At 48.6% G+C, this 18,297-nt stretch carries 13 protein-coding genes and 1 pseudogene; 12 read left to right on the forward strand and 2 right to left on the reverse strand.

Translation table 11 applies throughout. The features are described from left to right. The first annotated feature begins 37 nt into the window (after window positions 1-37). From AAGJ81_05065 to AAGJ81_05080, 4 genes are all read left to right on the forward strand, one after another. Window positions 38-1,393, forward strand: coding sequence for a flippase (locus AAGJ81_05065; GenBank protein MEM0965500.1), 1,356 nt, complete (start codon window positions 38-40; stop codon window positions 1,391-1,393). Beyond that, a complete protein-coding gene (locus AAGJ81_05070; GenBank protein ID MEM0965501.1) occupies window positions 1,377-2,087 on the forward strand; it encodes an FkbM family methyltransferase in 711 nt (236 codons plus the stop codon). Before AAGJ81_05065 ends, AAGJ81_05070 begins: the two co-directional genes overlap by 17 nt. After that, window positions 2,080-3,012, forward strand: a complete 933-nt coding sequence (locus tag AAGJ81_05075) for a nucleotide-diphospho-sugar transferase (protein MEM0965502.1) — start codon at window positions 2,080-2,082, stop codon at window positions 3,010-3,012. The genes AAGJ81_05070 and AAGJ81_05075 overlap by 8 nt, the downstream gene beginning before the upstream one ends. A gap of 598 nt (window positions 3,013-3,610) precedes the next feature. Beyond that, window positions 3,611-4,684, forward strand: coding sequence for a hypothetical protein (locus AAGJ81_05080; protein MEM0965503.1), 1,074 nt, complete (start codon window positions 3,611-3,613; stop codon window positions 4,682-4,684). Between the two features lie 760 nt (window positions 4,685-5,444). Here AAGJ81_05080 and AAGJ81_05085 read toward each other — a convergent pair. After that, entirely contained in the window at window positions 5,445-5,666 is a 222-nt protein-coding gene (locus tag AAGJ81_05085) for a hypothetical protein (GenBank protein ID MEM0965504.1), read from the reverse strand. Window positions 5,667-5,766: 100 nt separating this feature from the next. Here AAGJ81_05085 and AAGJ81_05090 point away from each other — a divergent pair, with 100 nt between their 5' ends. The 6 genes and pseudogenes from AAGJ81_05090 (at window position 5,767) to AAGJ81_05115 (ending at window position 11,893) form a co-directional block, all read left to right on the forward strand. After that, entirely contained in the window at window positions 5,767-6,201 is a 435-nt protein-coding gene (locus AAGJ81_05090) for a hypothetical protein (protein MEM0965505.1), read from the forward strand. Window positions 6,202-6,420: 219 nt separating this feature from the next. After that, on the forward strand, window positions 6,421-7,305 hold the full coding sequence (locus tag AAGJ81_05095; GenBank protein MEM0965506.1) for a glycosyltransferase: 885 nt from the start codon (window positions 6,421-6,423) through the stop codon (window positions 7,303-7,305). A gap of 142 nt (window positions 7,306-7,447) precedes the next feature. Then, window positions 7,448-8,539: a glycosyltransferase gene (locus AAGJ81_05100; GenBank protein ID MEM0965507.1), complete on the forward strand. Its 1,092-nt coding sequence runs from the start codon at window positions 7,448-7,450 to the stop codon at window positions 8,537-8,539. Between the two features lie 492 nt (window positions 8,540-9,031). Next, window positions 9,032-10,081, forward strand: a pseudogene (locus AAGJ81_05105) (NAD-dependent epimerase/dehydratase family protein). Between the two features lie 93 nt (window positions 10,082-10,174). Next, on the forward strand, window positions 10,175-10,615 hold the full coding sequence (locus AAGJ81_05110; protein ID MEM0965508.1) for a GxxExxY protein: 441 nt from the start codon (window positions 10,175-10,177) through the stop codon (window positions 10,613-10,615). A gap of 60 nt (window positions 10,616-10,675) precedes the next feature. Further along, window positions 10,676-11,893: a hypothetical protein gene (locus tag AAGJ81_05115; GenBank protein MEM0965509.1), complete on the forward strand. Its 1,218-nt coding sequence runs from the start codon at window positions 10,676-10,678 to the stop codon at window positions 11,891-11,893. Window positions 11,894-11,914: 21 nt separating this feature from the next. On the opposite strand, the gene AAGJ81_05120 is transcribed toward AAGJ81_05115, so the two are convergent. After that, window positions 11,915-13,345 (reverse strand): NAD-dependent epimerase/dehydratase family protein, encoded by a 1,431-nt coding sequence (locus AAGJ81_05120; GenBank protein MEM0965510.1) that lies wholly within the window; start codon window positions 13,343-13,345, stop codon window positions 11,915-11,917. Between the two features lie 176 nt (window positions 13,346-13,521). Between AAGJ81_05120 and AAGJ81_05125 the strand changes: the two genes are divergently transcribed. Next, a complete protein-coding gene (locus AAGJ81_05125; protein ID MEM0965511.1) occupies window positions 13,522-15,723 on the forward strand; it encodes a DegT/DnrJ/EryC1/StrS family aminotransferase in 2,202 nt (733 codons plus the stop codon). A 311-nt stretch (window positions 15,724-16,034) separates the two neighbouring features. Continuing rightward, complete coding sequence (locus tag AAGJ81_05130; protein MEM0965512.1) at window positions 16,035-17,936, forward strand: nucleoside-diphosphate sugar epimerase/dehydratase; 1,902 nt, start codon at window positions 16,035-16,037, stop codon at window positions 17,934-17,936. Window positions 17,937-18,297: the final 361 nt, after the last annotated feature.

Consider the following 18,297-nt stretch of genomic DNA (forward strand, 5'->3'; position numbering starts at 1 on the left):
GCACGGGTTCCTCTTCGGTAGCCCATTAAGCAATAGAATGGAAAGCCTCAGGTTAGTCATTGCAAAAGCGAAAAAGCACCAAGGCTTCCGACGATATCTTGGAAACACTGGTTGGCTCTTCGGAGGTAGGATGCTCCAGTTGGTTCTCGGGCTATTCGTGTCGATTGCTGTTGCTCGTTATCTTGGTCCATCGGACTTCGGACTCTTTAATTTTGTTCTATCGATTGTAGCCTTGCTTGCGGTTCTCGGAAATCTAGGTCTTCAAGCCTTAGCCAAGCGGCAGTTTGTCGAGGAACCGGATTGTCGCGATGACATTCTCGGCACTTGCTTGGTGCTAAGCGTTTCTGCTGGTCTTCTCGTTTATGCCTGTCTTCTAGCTGTCGCGAGTTTTGTTACTTCCTCAAATCTGGACTTTGCCCTCTTCTCTTTACTAGGTGCAAGCTCGCTGCTCTTTGGGCCCTTTAAGTTAATTGAGGTCTGGTTTCAATCGCAGGTGAGGTCAGATCTCGCTGTTACGGCAACAGGTATCAGCCTGATAGTCTTTTCGTTAGTCAAGTTAGGTGCCATTTATTTCGGGGCCAGTGTACTTGAGTTTGCTTACATCTCGTTGGTGTCAGCTATCTCCTTTTCTTGTCTACTTATCTATTTCTACAAGAAGCATTTCGGTTCGGTCCTTCGATGGCGATTCAAGCATACGATTGCATCAGATTTTCTTAAGCAGTGCTGGCCATTGATTCTCTCCGGTCTCGCGATTGCGGTTTACATGAAAATCGACCAAATCATGTTGGGAACTTTGCTTGGACAGGAAGCGGTGGGCTATTACTCGGTTGCAGTAAAGATTAGCTCAGTTTGGTACTTTATTCCCGCTATTCTGGCTACCTCGCTCTTCCCGGCGATTATGAACGCACGTAAGAGAAGCCGGAAGCTCTACGTTGGTCGCTTGCAGCAGTACTTTGACCTTAACGCTGGCCTCTCTTACTTGATCTGCGTACCCCTTTCTTTCGCCGCTCCGTTGATCGTCGATCTTCTTTTTGGGGATGAATTTAGCGATTCGGGACCCATACTTGCCGTTCAAGCCTGGAGTAGCCTGTTCGTTTTCCTTGGCGTCGCTCGTGGGGAGTATCTCGTCGCAGAGAAGTTGTTTAAGTTTTCATTTTGCTGCACCGTTCTTGGAGCGATCATCAACATTGCATTAAATTATGCGCTGATTCCGGTCCACGGCGGACTCGGTGCGGCAATTGCTACACTTGTCTCCTATGCGGTTTCAGCGTTTCTGAGCTCCGCTTTTCTTAGAAATAATGACAACATCTTTCGTCGGCAGGTCACCTCTTTGTTCGCGCCTTGCTTGCTGTTTAAAATGCAAAAGTTGAAAATCAATGAGACCGATAAGTAGGAAACAACTACTCAGAGAAAAACTCCAACCCATTTTCCGGACTCTCAAGTGGAAACGCTTTTGTCGGAGAGGTTTCAACGGTCTCGATGAGAAGCTCGAGCGACATTTGAATTTCGATAACGGTGTCTTTCTGGAGGCAGGGGCAAATAATGGAGTCAAGCAGAGCAACACTTACTATCTAGAGGCAATCAGAAATTGGAAAGGGATTTTGGTGGAACCCGTCCCCGATCTATATAAGCAGTGTCTAAGGAGGCGAAAGTCATCGAAGGTCTATCACGCTGCTTTGGTGAGTAATGGTTATGCGGATGATACGATTCGCCTCTCATTTGCCGACTTGATGACCGTAGTTAAAGATGGGTCTGCTAGTGAAAAACACACTCGGGAGGGGAGGGCGTTACAGCGCTTGGATAATGGATACGATTTCGATGCTCCAGCAATGACATTGGATAGTGTGATTGAGAGTTCTGGTTTTAGGCAGATCGACTTCTTGAGCTTGGATCTAGAAGGCTATGAAGCGGAGGCATTGAGTGGACTAAACCTCATGAGAAATGGACCAAGGTATCTCCTCGTGGAAGTCCGCGAGATGAGTAAGATTCTCGATGTCGTTGGTAACTATTATCGGGAGCTTGAAGTTCTTACAGATGGTGGAAATTACAAAGATGTTCTATTTGTGAAAGTGACTCCAAGTGAGTGAATCCTATCAGTGTAAATCTCCTGTGCTCTTCTTGGTTTTTAATCGTCCCGAGCAAACGGCCGAAGTCTTTCAGAGTATCCGTAATGCAAAGCCATCGCGACTCTATGTGGCGGCAGACGGTCCCCGCGATGGTCGAGTCGGTGAAGCCGAAAGATGCTGTAGAGTGCGAGAGATAGCCCTATCAGTAGACTGGAACTGTGAGGTTAAGACGCTTTTTCGCGGTAAGAACCTGGGGTGCGGTAAAGCTGTAAGCGAAGGTATTTCTTGGTTTTTTGAGAATGAGGAGATGGGTATTGTGCTCGAAGATGATGTTCTTGTCCTTCCTCGGTGGCTTGCGTTTGCTGATGAACTATTAGTCAGGTATAAGGATGACTATAGGATAGGTTCGATTTCAGCTCAGTCCCCAAATCTGGAAAGTAGGGTTGATCAATCTTACTGGTTTTCCTCGGCGTTTCTTTGTTGGGGATGGGCGTCTTGGAGGCGAGTTTGGAGAGATTTCGATTTTGAGATTGCCGACGAGGGTAAGGGTATAAGAGACTTCACTTCCCTACACCGTTTTTACTACCCATTTGAAGTTCGGTGGAATCGTGTAGTTGAGCGCCTTAGAAACAATCAGGTGGATACCTGGGATTACAGGGTGCAGCTTTGCTTTTTCAAAAACAAGTATCTCTCGATTGTCCCGTCTGCAAATGCAGTGACAAACATAGGTTTTGGCGAAGATGCGACGCATACGACTGGCTCGCCAGAAAGTCTCAATGCGGCGACGTTCCAGTTTACTACACTTGAACACCCGAGCACTGTCCTGTTACGAAAAGGACTGGATCGGAGACTCTATAAAGAAATCCAGAAGCTATCATGGTCTCATGCCCTCAGATCGTTGACAGCGAAGTGGATTCGATCATTTGGGGTAAAGTTAACCAGATAACTGGTTTGGTTAGATGTATATTGTTTCCACAACCAGAGTCGGCTTGAAGACCACTACAAGCAAGCGACTGTCCAGAGAGACTCCACTGCATCTGCTTCGTCGATACCACAACGCGTAAGAGTCTGGTATTCATCGTCAATCATTTTGCGCTTCCTGCCACTACCTTCGCCTCCACCTATCCCGCGTCGGAGGGGTCAGGGTGTTCAGAAATGTTCTGTAAATGTACCATACAATACCTCAGGGTCAAGGGCTTCTACGGCACCTTCGAGAACAGGGTGAAGACCCAGATTTGGATCGCTATCTAGCGTATCATTGATGGTAGTTTATTTCGATTAGGGAGCGGCGATACGGTAAGTTCCAGTTCCGAAAAATGCGGAGGTGCTCTCTATTTTCACTGAAACCTTGAATTTCTCTCGGACGCTTAAATGATCTCTTGATCATCGGATCTCGCTAAACTCCGTTTAGGTGATAACAATTTCATATTGTAAGCAAAAATGTTAAGTCATTATCGAGTGTGGGTCAAAGTTGTGAAAGTATGTCAGCCGACAATGTTGCTGTGTGCTTCCATCTATGGGATCGCCTTGGATGAACATAAGAAATGAGAACATTCCGCTCCATATATCTGGATATTTGTAGTGCAGCGGTGGCGCGTCAGGCTTCTGATGGGAGAATGCCTGCTGGTCATAACGGCCACTATCACGACCCTGAAACACCCGTAAGAAACACTTCGCATTATATCATAGCGTTTTTGCGTGCCTGGGAGTTGAGTGATGACAGTAGTTTTCTTGAAGCTGCAAAGAGGTCCGTCGATTGGCTGATCAAGAGCAACCCATACCGAGGAAAATACAATTTCCAACACCGTTCGAAACCGGGGAAAGATCTTTGCAATGGCTTGATTGGCCCTGCCTGGGTGATAGAGGCACTGCTCTTTTCGGAGAAGTATCTTGAGATCCGTGAAGCGCGCGAATTGGCCAGGGACCTATTCAATTTGCACCCGTTTAATTCGAAAACAAAGGTCTGGGATCGAGTCGAACCTGATGGATCTAGATTATCCTTTGATATGACTTTCAATCACCAACTTTGGTTTGCAGCTTGTGCTTCGCCTTTAATCACCGATACGCCAGAAGCAGAAGAACGGATAGGTGCATTTGCCGATAACCTTCCAGATTTATTTGATATGGCTGCCAGTGGTCGTATTGTCCACCCGTTGTGGGTTCGTCAGAGACGTCTTCGTGAACGGGTAAAACGAGCTATTAAGCCTGCTCATCACCAAGCACTCCTTTCTAAAGAAATAGGGTATCACGCGTTCAACCTTTTAGGATTTTCGATCATGAAATTAGGCGGAGTTTCGTTGAATCCGAAGGTCCTCAGCCGAATCGAGAAAGCAATCGAATACCTTAATACAAATGAATACTTAAATGGCATCGAATCGTCAGAGTGCGGTTTTCCATACAACCCGCCTGGATGGGAAGTCCCAATGGCTAAATCCGTTTTAGCAGGGGGCTTTCCAGCTGAGTGTACCGTTTGGATCCAGCGTCAGCTGGCTTATAGTTTCGATTCATCAAATAGAATGATGTCTCACCGAACTGACGATCCCGAAACCCAGACAGCGCGGATTTATGAGGCGAGCCGCCTACGGAACGAATTCTTCGATTTAGAGCTGCAAGCATAATCAGAATAAAGTTTAACAGGTGCAGATTTTAGTAAAAGCGCGCTTCTAAGGTGTTTTAGAGGCTAAGAATCTTCTCCACGGTTCTTCAAAAATTCTAAAAACCTCCTTAACCGACCATCGGTTATTTTATGAAATCTAACAGACCCACCGTCTTAAATCCCAATTCACCTAAGCCAAGTTCGTTAGGTATCCGAGACTTCGTGGCCTTGCGGTGGATTGAGAAAGTATTCGTTTGTAATCTTATTCTACTGATTTTTCATTTCTATTCCTTCCCGATTCTCGGGTTCGGACTGGATCTTGGAAGAGCCCTATTTATTGGGGCTACACCGGTATATTTTTATTACATCGTCAGATTTAAGACGTATACCATTGTGCATTATAATGTTGTAATATGTCTTCTATTGATAATGTCAGTCTTTCTTTCTATCACGTTTGGAGATAGGGTTTTTCTAGGTCTCGCGAGAGAACAGATGGTGATTTACACTTTTGGGGTTTTGCTTTGTATATTTTCATATACTTTGATGGTAAATAACCCCTCATTGTTACGTGGAATGGGGTTCGTGATTGGTGGATGGTTGTTTCTTTGTATGATGTTTTCGTTATTGAGTGGATATTATTACTACATTCTGGGAGATATTCCATTTGGAAGTATATTGTCCGAAGATCAGGTGAGATCGGCTGGCGCGAAAAGAATGATGCTCCCTGCGGCTAAACCTCCTCACCTAAGTGTAATTACTTCGGTTCTTGCTCTCTGGTGCTTTTACACTTTTCTTGGAAAGCGAAGGCTTCTCTCCTTATGCCTATTTGTTATTTCGGTCTCGATTTGCTTCCTAACGTTTTCAAGAAGTGGAATCGTTGCCTTAGGATTTTCCTTATTTTTCTCTCTATTTATCGGAATATTTTTACGGATCGTGAAGGTAGATATAAAGTTCTTTATTGGCTCAATATTGATATCGCTACCAATTTTATTGTATCCAGTCATAAGTGAGTACTTTCGGTATGAGCTTAACCTACGGGCGGTTGAGAGACTCGCTAGTATTGACTTCGAAACGATTAGATTTGGGAGGCATTTTGATCTCAGAATGCAGGCGGTATCGATTTTTGGAAATGCTTCATTTATAGAGAAGATCTTTGGTGTTGGAGTTGGCCAATTTGTCACTCATGCGAGTGGTCCATACGCGTTTTCTCTCTACCTAACGGCTCTTGCTGAACAGGGTGTAATGGGTCTTGTTTTAACCGTATCATTGTTTACCGGACCAGTTTTTGTCAGCTTTTGGAAGATGATCAATAAACGAACTAGAAGCACTACTTATTTGCTTGTATTCAGTATTGCTGTGGTTCTCTCGCTTTCAAATCTGTTCTATGAATTAAAGAACGCATTTCCGTTGTGGATTACTTTAGGATGGCTGTATGCGATGGTAAATAGTAGGCCTTGGATGGTCTTGGAGTCCGATATGGATATTCAAGGTATGGTCAATTTCCGAAAGAGAATGCGAACGAGCAGACGGCGGTCGTGAATTAGGAGATAGAGTTGTTTACAATAAAACTCGTTTTTTCTAGGTCATGAGTCCGCTCCCTATGGTCCTATTTAAAACCTGGAATTTGGCCGCTAGGATTGACCTCAAAGGACCTTCTTTGGCCATGGCACAGAAGTAGCGAACGTTTTCCTTTTTAGTTTTTTTCAACCTTGTGACGATTTCTTTGGATTTCTAGCTGAAGTAATAACGGGTAGTGTAATGACATCCTTAAGTGTAATCGTGCCTGTCTATGACGGAATGAGCTTCATCCCGACGTTTTTCCGCGCTTGGCGTGAGCAGATTGAGGGAAAAGCCAGTACCGAGCTTATATTGGTAGACAATGGTTCTAGCGACGGGTCGTACGATTACCTCCTCAATCTGCAATTGGAATATCCGAGGTTCGAGGTTTTCTCGTACACCGATAAACAGAGTTCCTATGCTGCGAGAAATGCCGCTGTAAGACGAAGCAAGGCCCCGTTTTTACTATTTACTGACATTGACTGTATACCAAATCCTCAATGGGTTTTATCTGCCGAAAAGACAGCCGAGCTAGCGAGCGCTAAGGCGCTTGTGGCGGGCAAGGTTTCTCTTTTTCCTAGAGACGGATCATTTAACGCGTTCGAGTGGTTTGACTGTCAGAGTTTTTTGAAAACAGATCAACTTGCTCTCCAAAAGGTCGGAGTGACGGCGAACTTGTTTGTTTCTCGTCTTCTGTTTGAGGAAGTTGGAGGCTTTAGCGAAATGACCTCCGGTAGCGATGTTGATTTCTCTAACCGCGCGGTTTCGGCAGGTGCAGAATTTGCCTATGCTCGTGATATGTGCGTGGGTCATCCAGCTCGGTCCACACAGCGAGAAGTCATAAAAAAGATTGACCGCGTAGCTCTCGGGAAGGCTGAGCATTGCCGCGAAGGATATGGCGTGCGCGAGAAGTTGCTTTTTGTTTCCAAGCAACTCTTTGGGCTTGTCATTCAACCTGCTTGGTGGAGGGGGTTACGGAGCATGGTTTGGGAGCCTAGGTTTTCATTGGGGTGGAAGTTTCGTTATGCGATTATCTCGCTGCGTTTATGGAGTCGTTATCGCCTAAAAATCCTTCGCAATCTTTGAGCTCGTTATGAAGTTTTCGGTTCTTGCAATGTTAAGCAAGTAGTCTGGTCCCCCTGTTCTAATCTCGGAATAAATGCTTCGAACTGAAAAAAAAAGGCATCCTCTATTGGTTGGAACTGAGGTGGTCCCAAACTCAGGAGGGATGTCCAAGACTATGCGGGCATTCTGTGGTGTCTTGGATGGACAGATCGTTTCGTTTACCTCTAAGAATGCGTCAACTTCTGAGAAGTCTGCATTCCCGGAGGTTTTTCACGTTGATACTTCCTCTAACAAGTTACTCGGTTGGTTTGGGTGGGCTTCCTCTTGGCAAAGATCAGGTGCTGAAGCTTTAACTAAGGATGTTAACTTGATTACGTGCCATATGATGCTGAGATACCATTCTCATTGGGCGCGGTCTGTTGCCAAAAAGGAAGATATTCCTTACTGGGTTATCCCGCATGGGCAGTTAGACCCTTGGGTTTATACCTACAGAGCTGGAGTCAAGCAGCTTTGGTTGCGACTCTTCGGACGTCGTATTTTACAAACGGCACAGTATGTGATTTTTGCGACCGAATCAGAGAGGAAAAAAGCTTCATGGTTTTACGAAGGCGCGAATACTCGCGTGGTTCATTGGCCAGTAGAATTGATTGATGTTTCAAAGAAGGATGATTGTAGGCTAGGGTTACGGCGTGATTTGGGTGTTTCGGAGGACAGTCGGATTCTGCTATTCTTTGGACGTTTGCACTCGATGAAAAGGCCTTTGGAAACCATAGAGTTGCTTTCGAAGACCAACGATTCAAAGTTGCATTTGGTGGTAGTGGGCCCGGATGGAGATATCTCCGCGGAACGATGTCGAAAAGAAGCGCAGGCATTAGGAGTTGGGTCCCGGGTGCATGTCCTCGGTCCGGTCTTTGGAGAGAAAAAGAATCAGTATTTGCTCGGAGCAGATGCGTTCATCTCACTATCTCATCGTGAGAATTTCGGGCACACCGCGGCAGAGGCATTGGCGGCTGCTACGCCTGTAATACTGTCTCCCGGAAACGACTTGGGGCCGGAATTAGCCTCCCGGAGTTGCGGCTGGTTATTGGAGTCGAACGACTTGGAGGATGCGCTCTCTGCGATTGAGGATTTGACAAGATCGGACCAAAACGATCTGCGAGGAAAAGGTAACCGAGGAAGAGACTTTATTGCGGAAGAGTGTAGTCCAGATCGTTTTAGACGTGCGCTTTTGGAAATGAAGAATTCACAAGCGTAAGGTACTATTAGGTGGTCCGTTTACTGCGAGCCCCCGCTATTGCTGGTGAAAAGCCAATCTTTATATTTTGTATCAATATTCCATTCTCAGTGATTTGGCTGTGCGAGGTATGTCTCCAAAAATTGTTTTGTGGTCTTCTGGAGAGTACGGAGCTTTCGTGAGGGGAATGCTCCATGATTTGCAGAGGCAGGGTATCTCCGTTAACCAGGGATTCCTAACTTCGCAGGACTCTTAACGTGCCATGCGGGGATTGCTTGAAATGTTCTGTTTGTGGGCACAAATGTATGTCATCTATCCGGTTAAATTGGTCTTGCGGCAGCTCTTTAGTCGTAAGTCGGGTGTCCACGTCGTCTGTCCAAGTGTATTCTATGCACCTTTGATCTGTTCAATTTTACACCCCAAAACGGTGTCCTTTACTCCATTTGGTTTGCGGTCTCTTTCCAGTTGTTCCGCGCCACTTTGTAAGGGTTTTCAGATTCGATTCTATTTTGTATGGCAGAACTATTTGTAACAGGGTCCTCGGGTCTCATCGGGTCCGAGGTTTGCGTGTTTTTTGCGGCTCAAGGCATTAGGGTTCGCGGTGTGGACAACAACCGGCGGTCCGTTTTCTTTGGTCCACAAGGTGACACTCGCTGGAATCAGAAGCGGTTACAAGCCGATTTAAAGGGTTTTGTTCATCATGAGATGGACATCCGTGACCGTGTCGGTGTTTCTGAGTTGTTGAGAGAAGTCCGCCCTGACGTGATCGTCCATACTGCGGCTCAGCCTTCCCATGATCGGGCGGCGGCGATCCCGTTTGACGATTTTGATACGAATGCGGTGGGAACGTTAAATTTGTTGTAAGCGGTCCGCCAAAATTGTCCGGAGACTCCGTTCATTCACATGTCCACAAATAAGGTCTACGGTGACGCTCCGAATCGAATCCTACTTCAGGAATTGGAGACCCGGTAGGATTACGACGACCCGAATTTTGCTGAGGGGATCTCCGAGACATTCTCGATCGATCAGTCGAAGCACTCTCTCTTTGGGGCGTCCAAGGTTGCAGCGGACATCATGGTGCAGGAATACGGTCAGTATTTCGGAATTCCCACCTGTTGTCTGCGAGGCGGTTGCCTGACCGGTCCGAACCATAGTGGAGTCGAGTTGCGCGGGTTCCTCAGTTACTTGGTAAAGTGTAATCTGGAGGAGAAACCTTACACGATATTTGGCTATAAAGGGAAGCAGGTGAGGGACAGTATTCATTCTTTGGACGTCGCCCGTTTCATGTGGGAGTTTTCCCAAGCACCTCGGAGCGGAGAGGTCTACAACCTCGGTGGTGGACAAGAAAATAGCTGCTCCATGCTGGAAGCGTTTGAAAAGGTGGAGGGGTTGTCCGGAAAGAAGATGGACTACACCTACTCGGACCAAAACCGGGAAGGTGATCATATTTGCTACTACTGCGACCTTCGGAAAATGAAGGAGCACTATCCAAACTGGGACATTACGAAAAGCCTAGATGATATCTTTTCGGAAATCGTCGAAGCGTGGAAATCGAGGAAGTAAAGAGCCGCCTTTGGCTGGCACCGCTCATTGACGCTGATTATCGCTCATTGGGGAAGAGAGGGTTTGAATTTTGCACGGTGAGAGGAAAACAACATGGGGGGATTAGCGGTCCTCAGCTTTGCTGGGCTTCTCTTCTTTATGAGCGAAAGCTATCTGAGTGATGAGGGATACTCTTTGATTGGTGCTGCGTTCGAGGTCCACGGCGAACTCGGCCGAGGATTGAGCGAGGAGATTTATCAGGAAAGTTTAGAATGGGAGCTTGGATTGCGGAAGATTGTGTATCAGTCGAAAGCTGAACTGAAGGTTTTCTACAAAGGACATCTTTTAAACAAGCGATATATCCCTGATCTCCAAGTTTGCGGAGAAATTCTGGTGGAGTTGAAAGCAGTCAAAGAACTGAACTCCGAGCACGAGCAGCAACTCCTTAACTATATGTATATCACGAGAAAGGCGGTTGGGTATTTAATCAATTTCGCTCCTCCATCGCTGAAATGGAAACGCTTCATTCTCGAACAGTATGTCCCAAAAGAATGAGCGGAAATAAGTGAAAATAAGCGGCTTCCAGCTCCGCTAGTCTCCGATTCAAAGCTTCCCATGCCTCCTAAAATCTACCTCTGTAGCAGTGTGCGCATCGACTATCTCTCCCATGCGAAGTCTTGTGCCGAGATGTTGGAGTGTGAAATCGAGGAGATTTACTACTTGAGCGAGGCCGACTATCGGAAAGCCGCCGGGCTTTCGGGAATCAAACGAATTTGGTTACGACTGCAGCTTTATGTCTTTTACCCCATCCTGCTCGTGCGGAAGGTGCTCTTCGCGAAGAGAGAGTCTATCTTTATTGTGACCACAAATACTTTTTATGCTCCCCTCCTCACTGCGGTTTTTGGAAGGTTACGTCGGGCTCAGGTGGTACACCTGTTGTACGACTTGTTCCCGGACGCGATGATCGTGGCAGGGAAGGTTCGACGACAGTCTTTCATTGCTCGATTGGCTGGGTTCATTCAGCGGCAGACTCAAAAACGCTGTCGGGGAACAGTGTATCTCGGAGAGGTGCTCCAGAAACATTGTGAACACTTTTATGGCGAACCACGGGTAGCTGAAGTAATCGACGTGTCGGCCGATGCCAGCCTTTTCTCTCCTAACATAAAGCCTTCGCGACAGCCGTTGGTGTTCCACTACGGTGGGCAGATTGGTCATATGCACGATGCCGACACCGTAATTAGGGCTATTCGCGACTGTTGTTCTGATGGGGATTTGGTCCAACGGGCACGGTTTAGCTTTTTCGTGAGCGGTGCACAGAGCAGGATGATCCGGGAGAGTTTCGCCGAATCGGGAGTCGAGGTCATCCCGGCGGTCCCGTCGACCGAATGGCGAGAACGAATTCTAGATTTTCATGTTGGAATCGTCACCTTGAAGCCTGGTGGAGCGATCGTTTGTCTGCCTAGCAAGGCCTACAGTATGATGGCGGGAGGACTCGCCATTCTTGCGATTTGTCCGCGATGGAGCGATCTGGCCCAAATGATTGAAGAAAACGATATTGGCTGGGTAATCTCCAACTCCCCATACGATGAAATGCCCGCATTCGAAGATGCGGAGTATTTTTCTAAGATAGAGGAGAAGCGGAGGCCGGAAGAGGTGGCAAAGGAATTTCACGGAAAGGTGGCGGATATTATTGCAGGTCTGGAAGATCTCGACCGAAAACGCATGAATGCCTTTCGAGTGATGCGCGAGCAATTTGGGAAAGAAGAGTTGGGAGAAAGGTGGAAGTTCTTTTTGGAGCAAGTCGCTGAGCCTAAAGTAGAGAGCCAAGGGTGAGGAGCCTGAGAGCGCGTCAGTTTAACCGCCACTGTTTGGTTGTTTTGCTGCAAAGCCGCCACTTGGTTTAAACCCTAGCTGCTGCTGGATTTTTTCTGATGAAAAGGCGGCATTTCCAGCCAATTTCTGGAGAGCGTCCGAGTCGAAGATGAAACGTCGGCTACGGAGGCGACCGATTGTATCCCCAATTCTTGCCATGCTCTTGAGCATCCATATGGGGACAGTCCATCGAGGCGGCTGACGTTCTATCTTATTCAAAATTTCTACGTACAGCTCCCGGGTTGAGATCGGGTTACCATCCGTAACTATAAAAATCTCACCGGGGGCTTTTTTGTGGCTGGATGCCAGCACTAAGGCTTGGGTGGCATCGTCGATGTGAACCATCGACCGCTTGTTGCCGAATTCAGGGATCGGTGGAAACCGGTTTCGGCGGATGGCCTCTTCCATTTTTTCCATGTTTCCAGTCTCGCGGCCGCCGTGGATCATCGAGAAGCGTAGAACGACCGGCTCGGGGATGAAGCTGCCTTTGAGCACCAGCTCTTCCGCCTCCAGCTTGGTTTTTCCATAGGGAGTTTCAGGGCCGGTTGGAGAGTTTTCGTCGAGAATACCCTCCGGATTCTCTGGATACACCTTAACGGTGCTTGCGAAAACAAAACGGCAGACCGCAGCGGTTTTCGCTGCCTCAAGAAGCTTTCGCGTGCCATCTACTGTAATCGCCCGGTAGCTCTCCTCTTCCGAGCCAGGCCTTTCCTCAAGGGCGTGGGCTTTGCCTGCCAAGTGGACGATAATATCGACACCTTCAATAGCTTCGGGAGGGATAGGGTCAATCGTGAGATCACACTTAAAGAAGTATGGGGAAGATTGTGGATCTTCGTGGGGGTTTTGCTTCAGTGAGCCCTTTTCAACTAGAGCTGATGGGGCATCTGAAGCAGCTTCCCGAAGGTCATCGGCGTTACCGCCAATGCTACATTTTGATCTCTTGCCATGCCGAGACGATGGCTGACTCCTCGCCTCTATATTCTGGCCTGCCCGGCTCCTGACTAAACACCGCACTTCATAGTGCTCTAGGGCTTTTCCCAGAAACGCGGATCCCAGATAGCCCGTGGAACCGGTGAGCAAAAGAGTTGGTTTGGAGTCTGATCTTTGTTCATCATTTGCAGGTGACGAGTCTTGTTCTTCAGAGGGTGGTTGAGTGCTCACGGGAGGATTGAGGCAGAAGCGGTGATAGAGGTCGAATGTATTGAGAGCGAGTTCAAGTTTAGATCGGGAGGAACTTTGAACGTGGGGACTGGCAGGATTCGTGCCCTCTCCTAAAACCCTCCCAGGTGACTTTTTGTTATCGGTGGGAACGGCTCCGTCCGAAGCGCACGTGTAGTCCAATAGACCAACTGTTAACTCGCGATGAATCGGCGAAGAATAACGCCAAACCCCGAACGGATCATAGCTAGTCACTTCCGATCACTGAAAGAGCGAAATTGTCTAACAAGGGCAAAAGCACGCGAGCTCTCGCTAGGTTTCTATTACCCGTTGCGTCAAAACACTGAAGTGTCGAAACTGTCGGCGAAGAAGCTTCGTTCGCATCTCTCCTTGATCATCCTTTCTCGGATCTTCACGATCCATAATTTCACATGCTTCTGATCTTTCTGTTTGCTGCGTTCTTTGGCTCGCTCCTCCTGACGATGGTCTACTACAGGAAGGCGCCGGAATGGGGCTTGGTCGACGTTCCCAATCAGCGGTCGTCTCACATTCGGGTGACTCCGCGCGGGGGTGGGGTGGTGTTTATTTTGTTCTGGTTAGTCTTTGGGGTGGCTTGGATGTCGTTCGCAGGCAACGGCGAGGAGGTTTGGAATCTCGATCTCGTTGTCTTTGTAGGACTCTCTATCGGAGTCGGAATCCTGGGGCTCGTCGATGATCGACTCACCCTTTCCTCGGGGTTGCGACTGCTCGTTCAACTACTGGTCGCGGTTACTGTGGTTAGTTTGGTTAGGCCGTTCGATGCACTGACCCTCCCAGGCCTCCCGTCTAACGCGATTCCGGTACTCGGTTATGGAATTACGGTTCTCTGGATCCTCGGACTGACGAACGTCTACAACTTTATGGACGGTATCGACGGCATCGCTGCAGGCCAAGGGATTGTGGCCGCGCTTGGATGGGCGGTCGCCGCTCATGTTTTTTTCGCTTCTGAAGTCTTTGTCGTTCTCAACCTACTCTTGGCGGCTGTTCTTTCTGGATTCCTGGTGTGGAATTGGCATCCGGCGAAGGTGTTCATGGGTGATGTTGGCAGTGCCTTCCTCGGATTCTATTTTGCCACTCAGCCGCTTGTCCTCCTCAATCTTCCGGATGTTCCGGATCGAGCCGGTCTTTTGGTCTTTTTGTCAGCCTTCATGGTTTGGCCATTTATCTTTGATGGCTTCTTCACTTTCTGCCGTCGCGCTTTGAGGCGCGAAAACGTGCTTCAGGCTCATCGGACCCACCTTTACCAGCGTTTGACCAAGCTTGGTTGGACCCATAGAAGAGTCGCGATCATCTACGTAGGTTGGGCGCTGGTTTGCGGGTTTCTTGCGGGAGTCTACCTTTATGGTGGGATCAAGGGGTGGACGGTTCTCCAGTGGGTAGCGATTGCCTTTCAGGTAGTCTCCGGCATTTCGATGGTAGCTTTGGTCACCGTTCTGGAAAAAAGAATGCTTAGGTTCAGGAAGGTGTATCTGTCTGCTCCAGCCCATTCTAGCATCGAGTTGGACTATGTGACAGAGGTGCTGCGAAGCGATTGGATTGCGCCCATTGGACCGAACCTTGACCTTTTTGAAGAGGAGATGGCCGAGTACGTCGGCGTGAAGAATGCCTGTGCGGTAGCCTCTGGAACTGCAGGACTACACTTGCTACTTCGCGCTTTGGGAATCGGCCATGGTGACAAAGTGCTTGTCTCGGATTTCACTTTCGTCGCTACAGTCAATCCCATTATCTACGTGGGTGCCGAGCCGATTCTTCTGGACGCGGACCGGGCCACATGGAATGCGCCATTGGACCGAGTAAAGGAAGCAGTGGAAGCTGTCCGTATGGAAACCGGGAAAACTCCCAAGGCTCTGATTCTTGCCCATGTTTATGGGATCTGCTCAGATGTCGAGAGCATCGGAAACTATTGTAGAGAAAAGGGTGTCCTGTTGATTGAAGATGCAGCTGAGGCGGTGGGCTCTTTTTTTCGAGGACGGCATCTGGGATCGTTTGGCGACGCAGCCATCTTTTCATTCAATGGTAATAAGATTCTCACGACGGGAGGGGGTGGAATGGTGGTTTCGGAGGATCGGAACGTCACGGATAAAGTCCGCTTTCTGGCGTCTCAAGCGAAAGAGAAAGTCCTCTATTACGAACATCGAGATTTAGGTTACAATGAGCGGATGAGCAACGTGCTGGCCGCGATCGGTCGAGCACAGTTGCGTCGTCTTCCAACCTTTTTGGATGCGCGTGAGCGGCACAACCGCTTCTACCGGGCTATGGTTTCGGATCATCCGGGAGTGACCTTCATGCCCGTTCCGGAAGATTGTAATCCGAACTATTGGCTCACGAATATATTGATTGATTCTGCAAAAGCGGGATTTTCTGCGAGGCAACTGATTGAGGCTATGGATCGTGCGAGAATTGAAGTTCGGCCCCTTTGGAAACCCATGCATGCACAACCTTATTACCAGAAGCGTGGGACAAGTGTTTTTGGCGGTGAAATAGGAGATGACCTTTTCGATAAAGGTGTTTCTTTGCCAAGTGGATCGGCTATGACTGACCACGACAGGGAGAGGGTTGCAGAGGTGTGGAAACGTGTCGCTGGGGGTGGATAGTTGAGAGCCGAGAGTGGAAGCTGAAAACTGAAAGCGGTAGTGCTGTAAGGAGAGGGTTCATCCCTCGATGATGCAGCTCCGGGGACAACACACGCGGATCGAGGGGTGAACCCTCTTCCTAGTGTGATAGCCGGATAAACAAAATCGGAAGTAAGTTGTGTTCGAATCTCCGTCCCGCGCCGACTCTCCTGAGCATGGTATGCGTCCCAATCCAATCCGAATGAAAATTCAGAGTTATTCCTGCCTTCGGCCGCAATTCGGTGATTGGCTTATTTGCATGCATTCCTAATTTTTAAAGGCTTTTCTCGTCGATGCCGCCACAAAAGAACATTAGTGAGCTTTTCCGTAACTTACGGGTAGTTCTCCTTGCGATTGCTTACGCGTTTTTTTTCGCGATGAGCCTGTGGCTCGCCTACGATCTCCGTTTTGATTTTCTCGTTCCGGAACAGGCACAGGTCGAGCGCCTAGTCGCGCTTTCCTTCGTCATCCCACTGAAGCTGGTTTGTCTCTGGCTGTTTGGGCAGTTTCGAGGGCTACTTTCATTCTTCCGGATTCCTGACCTCAGCCGCCTTTTCTTTGGACTGTTACTTGCCAGCACGGTTCTGTTGATTGTGCGTGTTCTTGAGCCGACTGGTCTTCAAGTGATTCCACGTGGAGTGCTTCTTGCCGATTTTCTTCTTTCTCTGATTCTTCTGGTTGGCTTCCGCATGGGGTTGCGAGTCGCTCGGGAAAAGTTCAATCAGAAATCGGGAGGAAGAAGGAAGAAAACAGAGAGGATCGGGGTGATTGGAGCAGGATCAACCGGGGCTACCCTTGCGGCGGAGTTTTTGGCCAAACCGCATCTTGGTGTGAATCCAGTAGTCTTTTTTGACGATGATCCGGGTAAAGTCGGAAGAGACATTCATGGTATACCGATCGTCCCTATTCCCGAGAGTTTCGAAGGAGCAACTGATCGGTTTGTCATCACTACAGTTGCAATAGCGATTCCCTCACTCAACGGACGGCGCGTTCGCGAGATTCTGGAATCCGCACGGGCTGCTCGCCTCGAAACTACGATTATTCCCAGCTTGCACGAGCTTTCCACGGGGAGAGTTAAGATTGAGGAGATGCGAAACATTGAGGTCGAAGACCTTTTAGGGCGTGAATCGGTTCTTGTGGCCAACGATTCGATCCGGGACTTCGTTAAAGAGAGAGTAGTTCTCGTCACTGGTGCAGGCGGGAGCATTGGGAGCGAGATCGTTCGGCAAGTAGCCTCGTTTAATCCTGCTCGGATCTTGCTCCTTGATCACTCAGAATTAGCGGTTTTTTCCATTGAACAGGAAATGAGAGAAAATGAGTCGGGTGCCTCTGTGACCGCTTTGGTGGCTGATATTTGCGAACCGCTTACGATGAGGAAAATCCTGAAGCGCTACCGACCTGCGATCATTTTTCATGCGGCAGCCTACAAACATGTTCCGTTGATGGAAACCCAACCATGGGAGGCCGTGGCTAACAATGCAGTTGGAACTTTGAGAATAGGAAGTTTGGCCCGTGAGTTTGGTGTGGAGAGGTTTGTTTTGGTTTCAACCGATAAGGCGATTAACCCTACTAGCGTCATGGGGGCCTCTAAGCGATTAGCGGAAATGGCGGTGCAGAGTTTACAGGAGTCATCGGCTTGTGCAGCCGATGCTACTGGAAGAAGTGGGACCAAGTTCTGCTCGGTTCGGTTTGGGAATGTTCTGGGATCTTCCGGGAGCGTGATCCCTACCTTTCGACGGCAAATCGAACGGGGTGGGCCGGTTACGGTGACTCATCCGGACGTGACCCGCTATTTTATGACGATTCCTGAAGCGGTGGGGCTGGTTCTTCAGGCGGCGGCAATTGGCGAAGGAGGCGAGATTTTCCTTCTCGATATGGGCAAGCCGGTAAAGATCATCGATCTGGCCCGGCAGATGATTCAACTGAGTGGATTCGAGCCTGACACCGAGATCGAAATTGAAATCACTGGGCTACGGCCTGGAGAGAAACTCTTCGAGGAGTTAAATTACGAGACCGAGAATTCAGAAGAGACCGTGCATCCAAGGATCCGTGCCCTACGAACAAATCTCGGGGCTGGGGCCGAATTTGAGGAATGGATGGTAACCTTGGAGCAGGATCTCCTCTCCCTCTCCGAGTCCGAAGTGAAGGACAGGATTCGTGAGAGGGTAACTGAGTATACACCGTTTGTGGAGTAGTCGTCTGAAGGCAGTAGTCGGAGGCCAGATGTCAGAAGACAGAAGATCAGTTGGGACTGTGCCGCTTTACTGTTACCGACGGACTGCTTTAGTGTAGCGGAAACGCGACAGCGATTTCGGAGAGATAATGGGATTATCGAAACGACTTTCTTCGTTCCGCGGCGGATATGGTAGCGTGGTGACGAAAATCAGAGTAGAGGGGGGTTTTTAGGTAGTCCGACTTCCTCAGCGACTCTCGTCGTCGAGCTACGGATGGGTTAATCATAGAATGGGGGTTTGTTTCGCTGTGCCCGGCTTGCGGGACGCTACGCCCTACCATTTTTGAGGTTCTTTCGTAAAAGGTTTGCCCGATTAGAACTGC

It is taken from the genome of Verrucomicrobiota bacterium, assembly GCA_038744685.1.
Lineage (GTDB): Bacteria > Verrucomicrobiota > Verrucomicrobiia > Opitutales > Puniceicoccaceae > Puniceicoccus.

Coding starts and splice junctions, on each gene's coding strand:
- AAGJ81_05065 (MEM0965500.1), top strand. CDS start 38: ATGGAAAGCCTCAGGTTAGTCATTGCAAAAGCGAAAAAGCACCAAGGC.
- AAGJ81_05125 (MEM0965511.1), top strand. CDS start 13,522: ATGCTTCTGATCTTTCTGTTTGCTGCGTTCTTTGGCTCGCTCCTCCTG.
- AAGJ81_05090 (MEM0965505.1), top strand. CDS start 5,767: ATGCAGGCGGTATCGATTTTTGGAAATGCTTCATTTATAGAGAAGATC.
- AAGJ81_05095 (MEM0965506.1), top strand. CDS start 6,421: ATGACATCCTTAAGTGTAATCGTGCCTGTCTATGACGGAATGAGCTTC.
- AAGJ81_05115 (MEM0965509.1), top strand. CDS start 10,676: ATGCCTCCTAAAATCTACCTCTGTAGCAGTGTGCGCATCGACTATCTC.
- AAGJ81_05080 (MEM0965503.1), top strand. CDS start 3,611: ATGAGAACATTCCGCTCCATATATCTGGATATTTGTAGTGCAGCGGTG.
- AAGJ81_05130 (MEM0965512.1), top strand. CDS start 16,035: ATGCCGCCACAAAAGAACATTAGTGAGCTTTTCCGTAACTTACGGGTA.
- AAGJ81_05085 (MEM0965504.1), bottom strand. CDS start 5,666: ATGACTGGATACAATAAAATTGGTAGCGATATCAATATTGAGCCAATA.
- AAGJ81_05070 (MEM0965501.1), top strand. CDS start 1,377: ATGAGACCGATAAGTAGGAAACAACTACTCAGAGAAAAACTCCAACCC.
- AAGJ81_05100 (MEM0965507.1), top strand. CDS start 7,448: ATGTCCAAGACTATGCGGGCATTCTGTGGTGTCTTGGATGGACAGATC.
- AAGJ81_05110 (MEM0965508.1), top strand. CDS start 10,175: ATGGGGGGATTAGCGGTCCTCAGCTTTGCTGGGCTTCTCTTCTTTATG.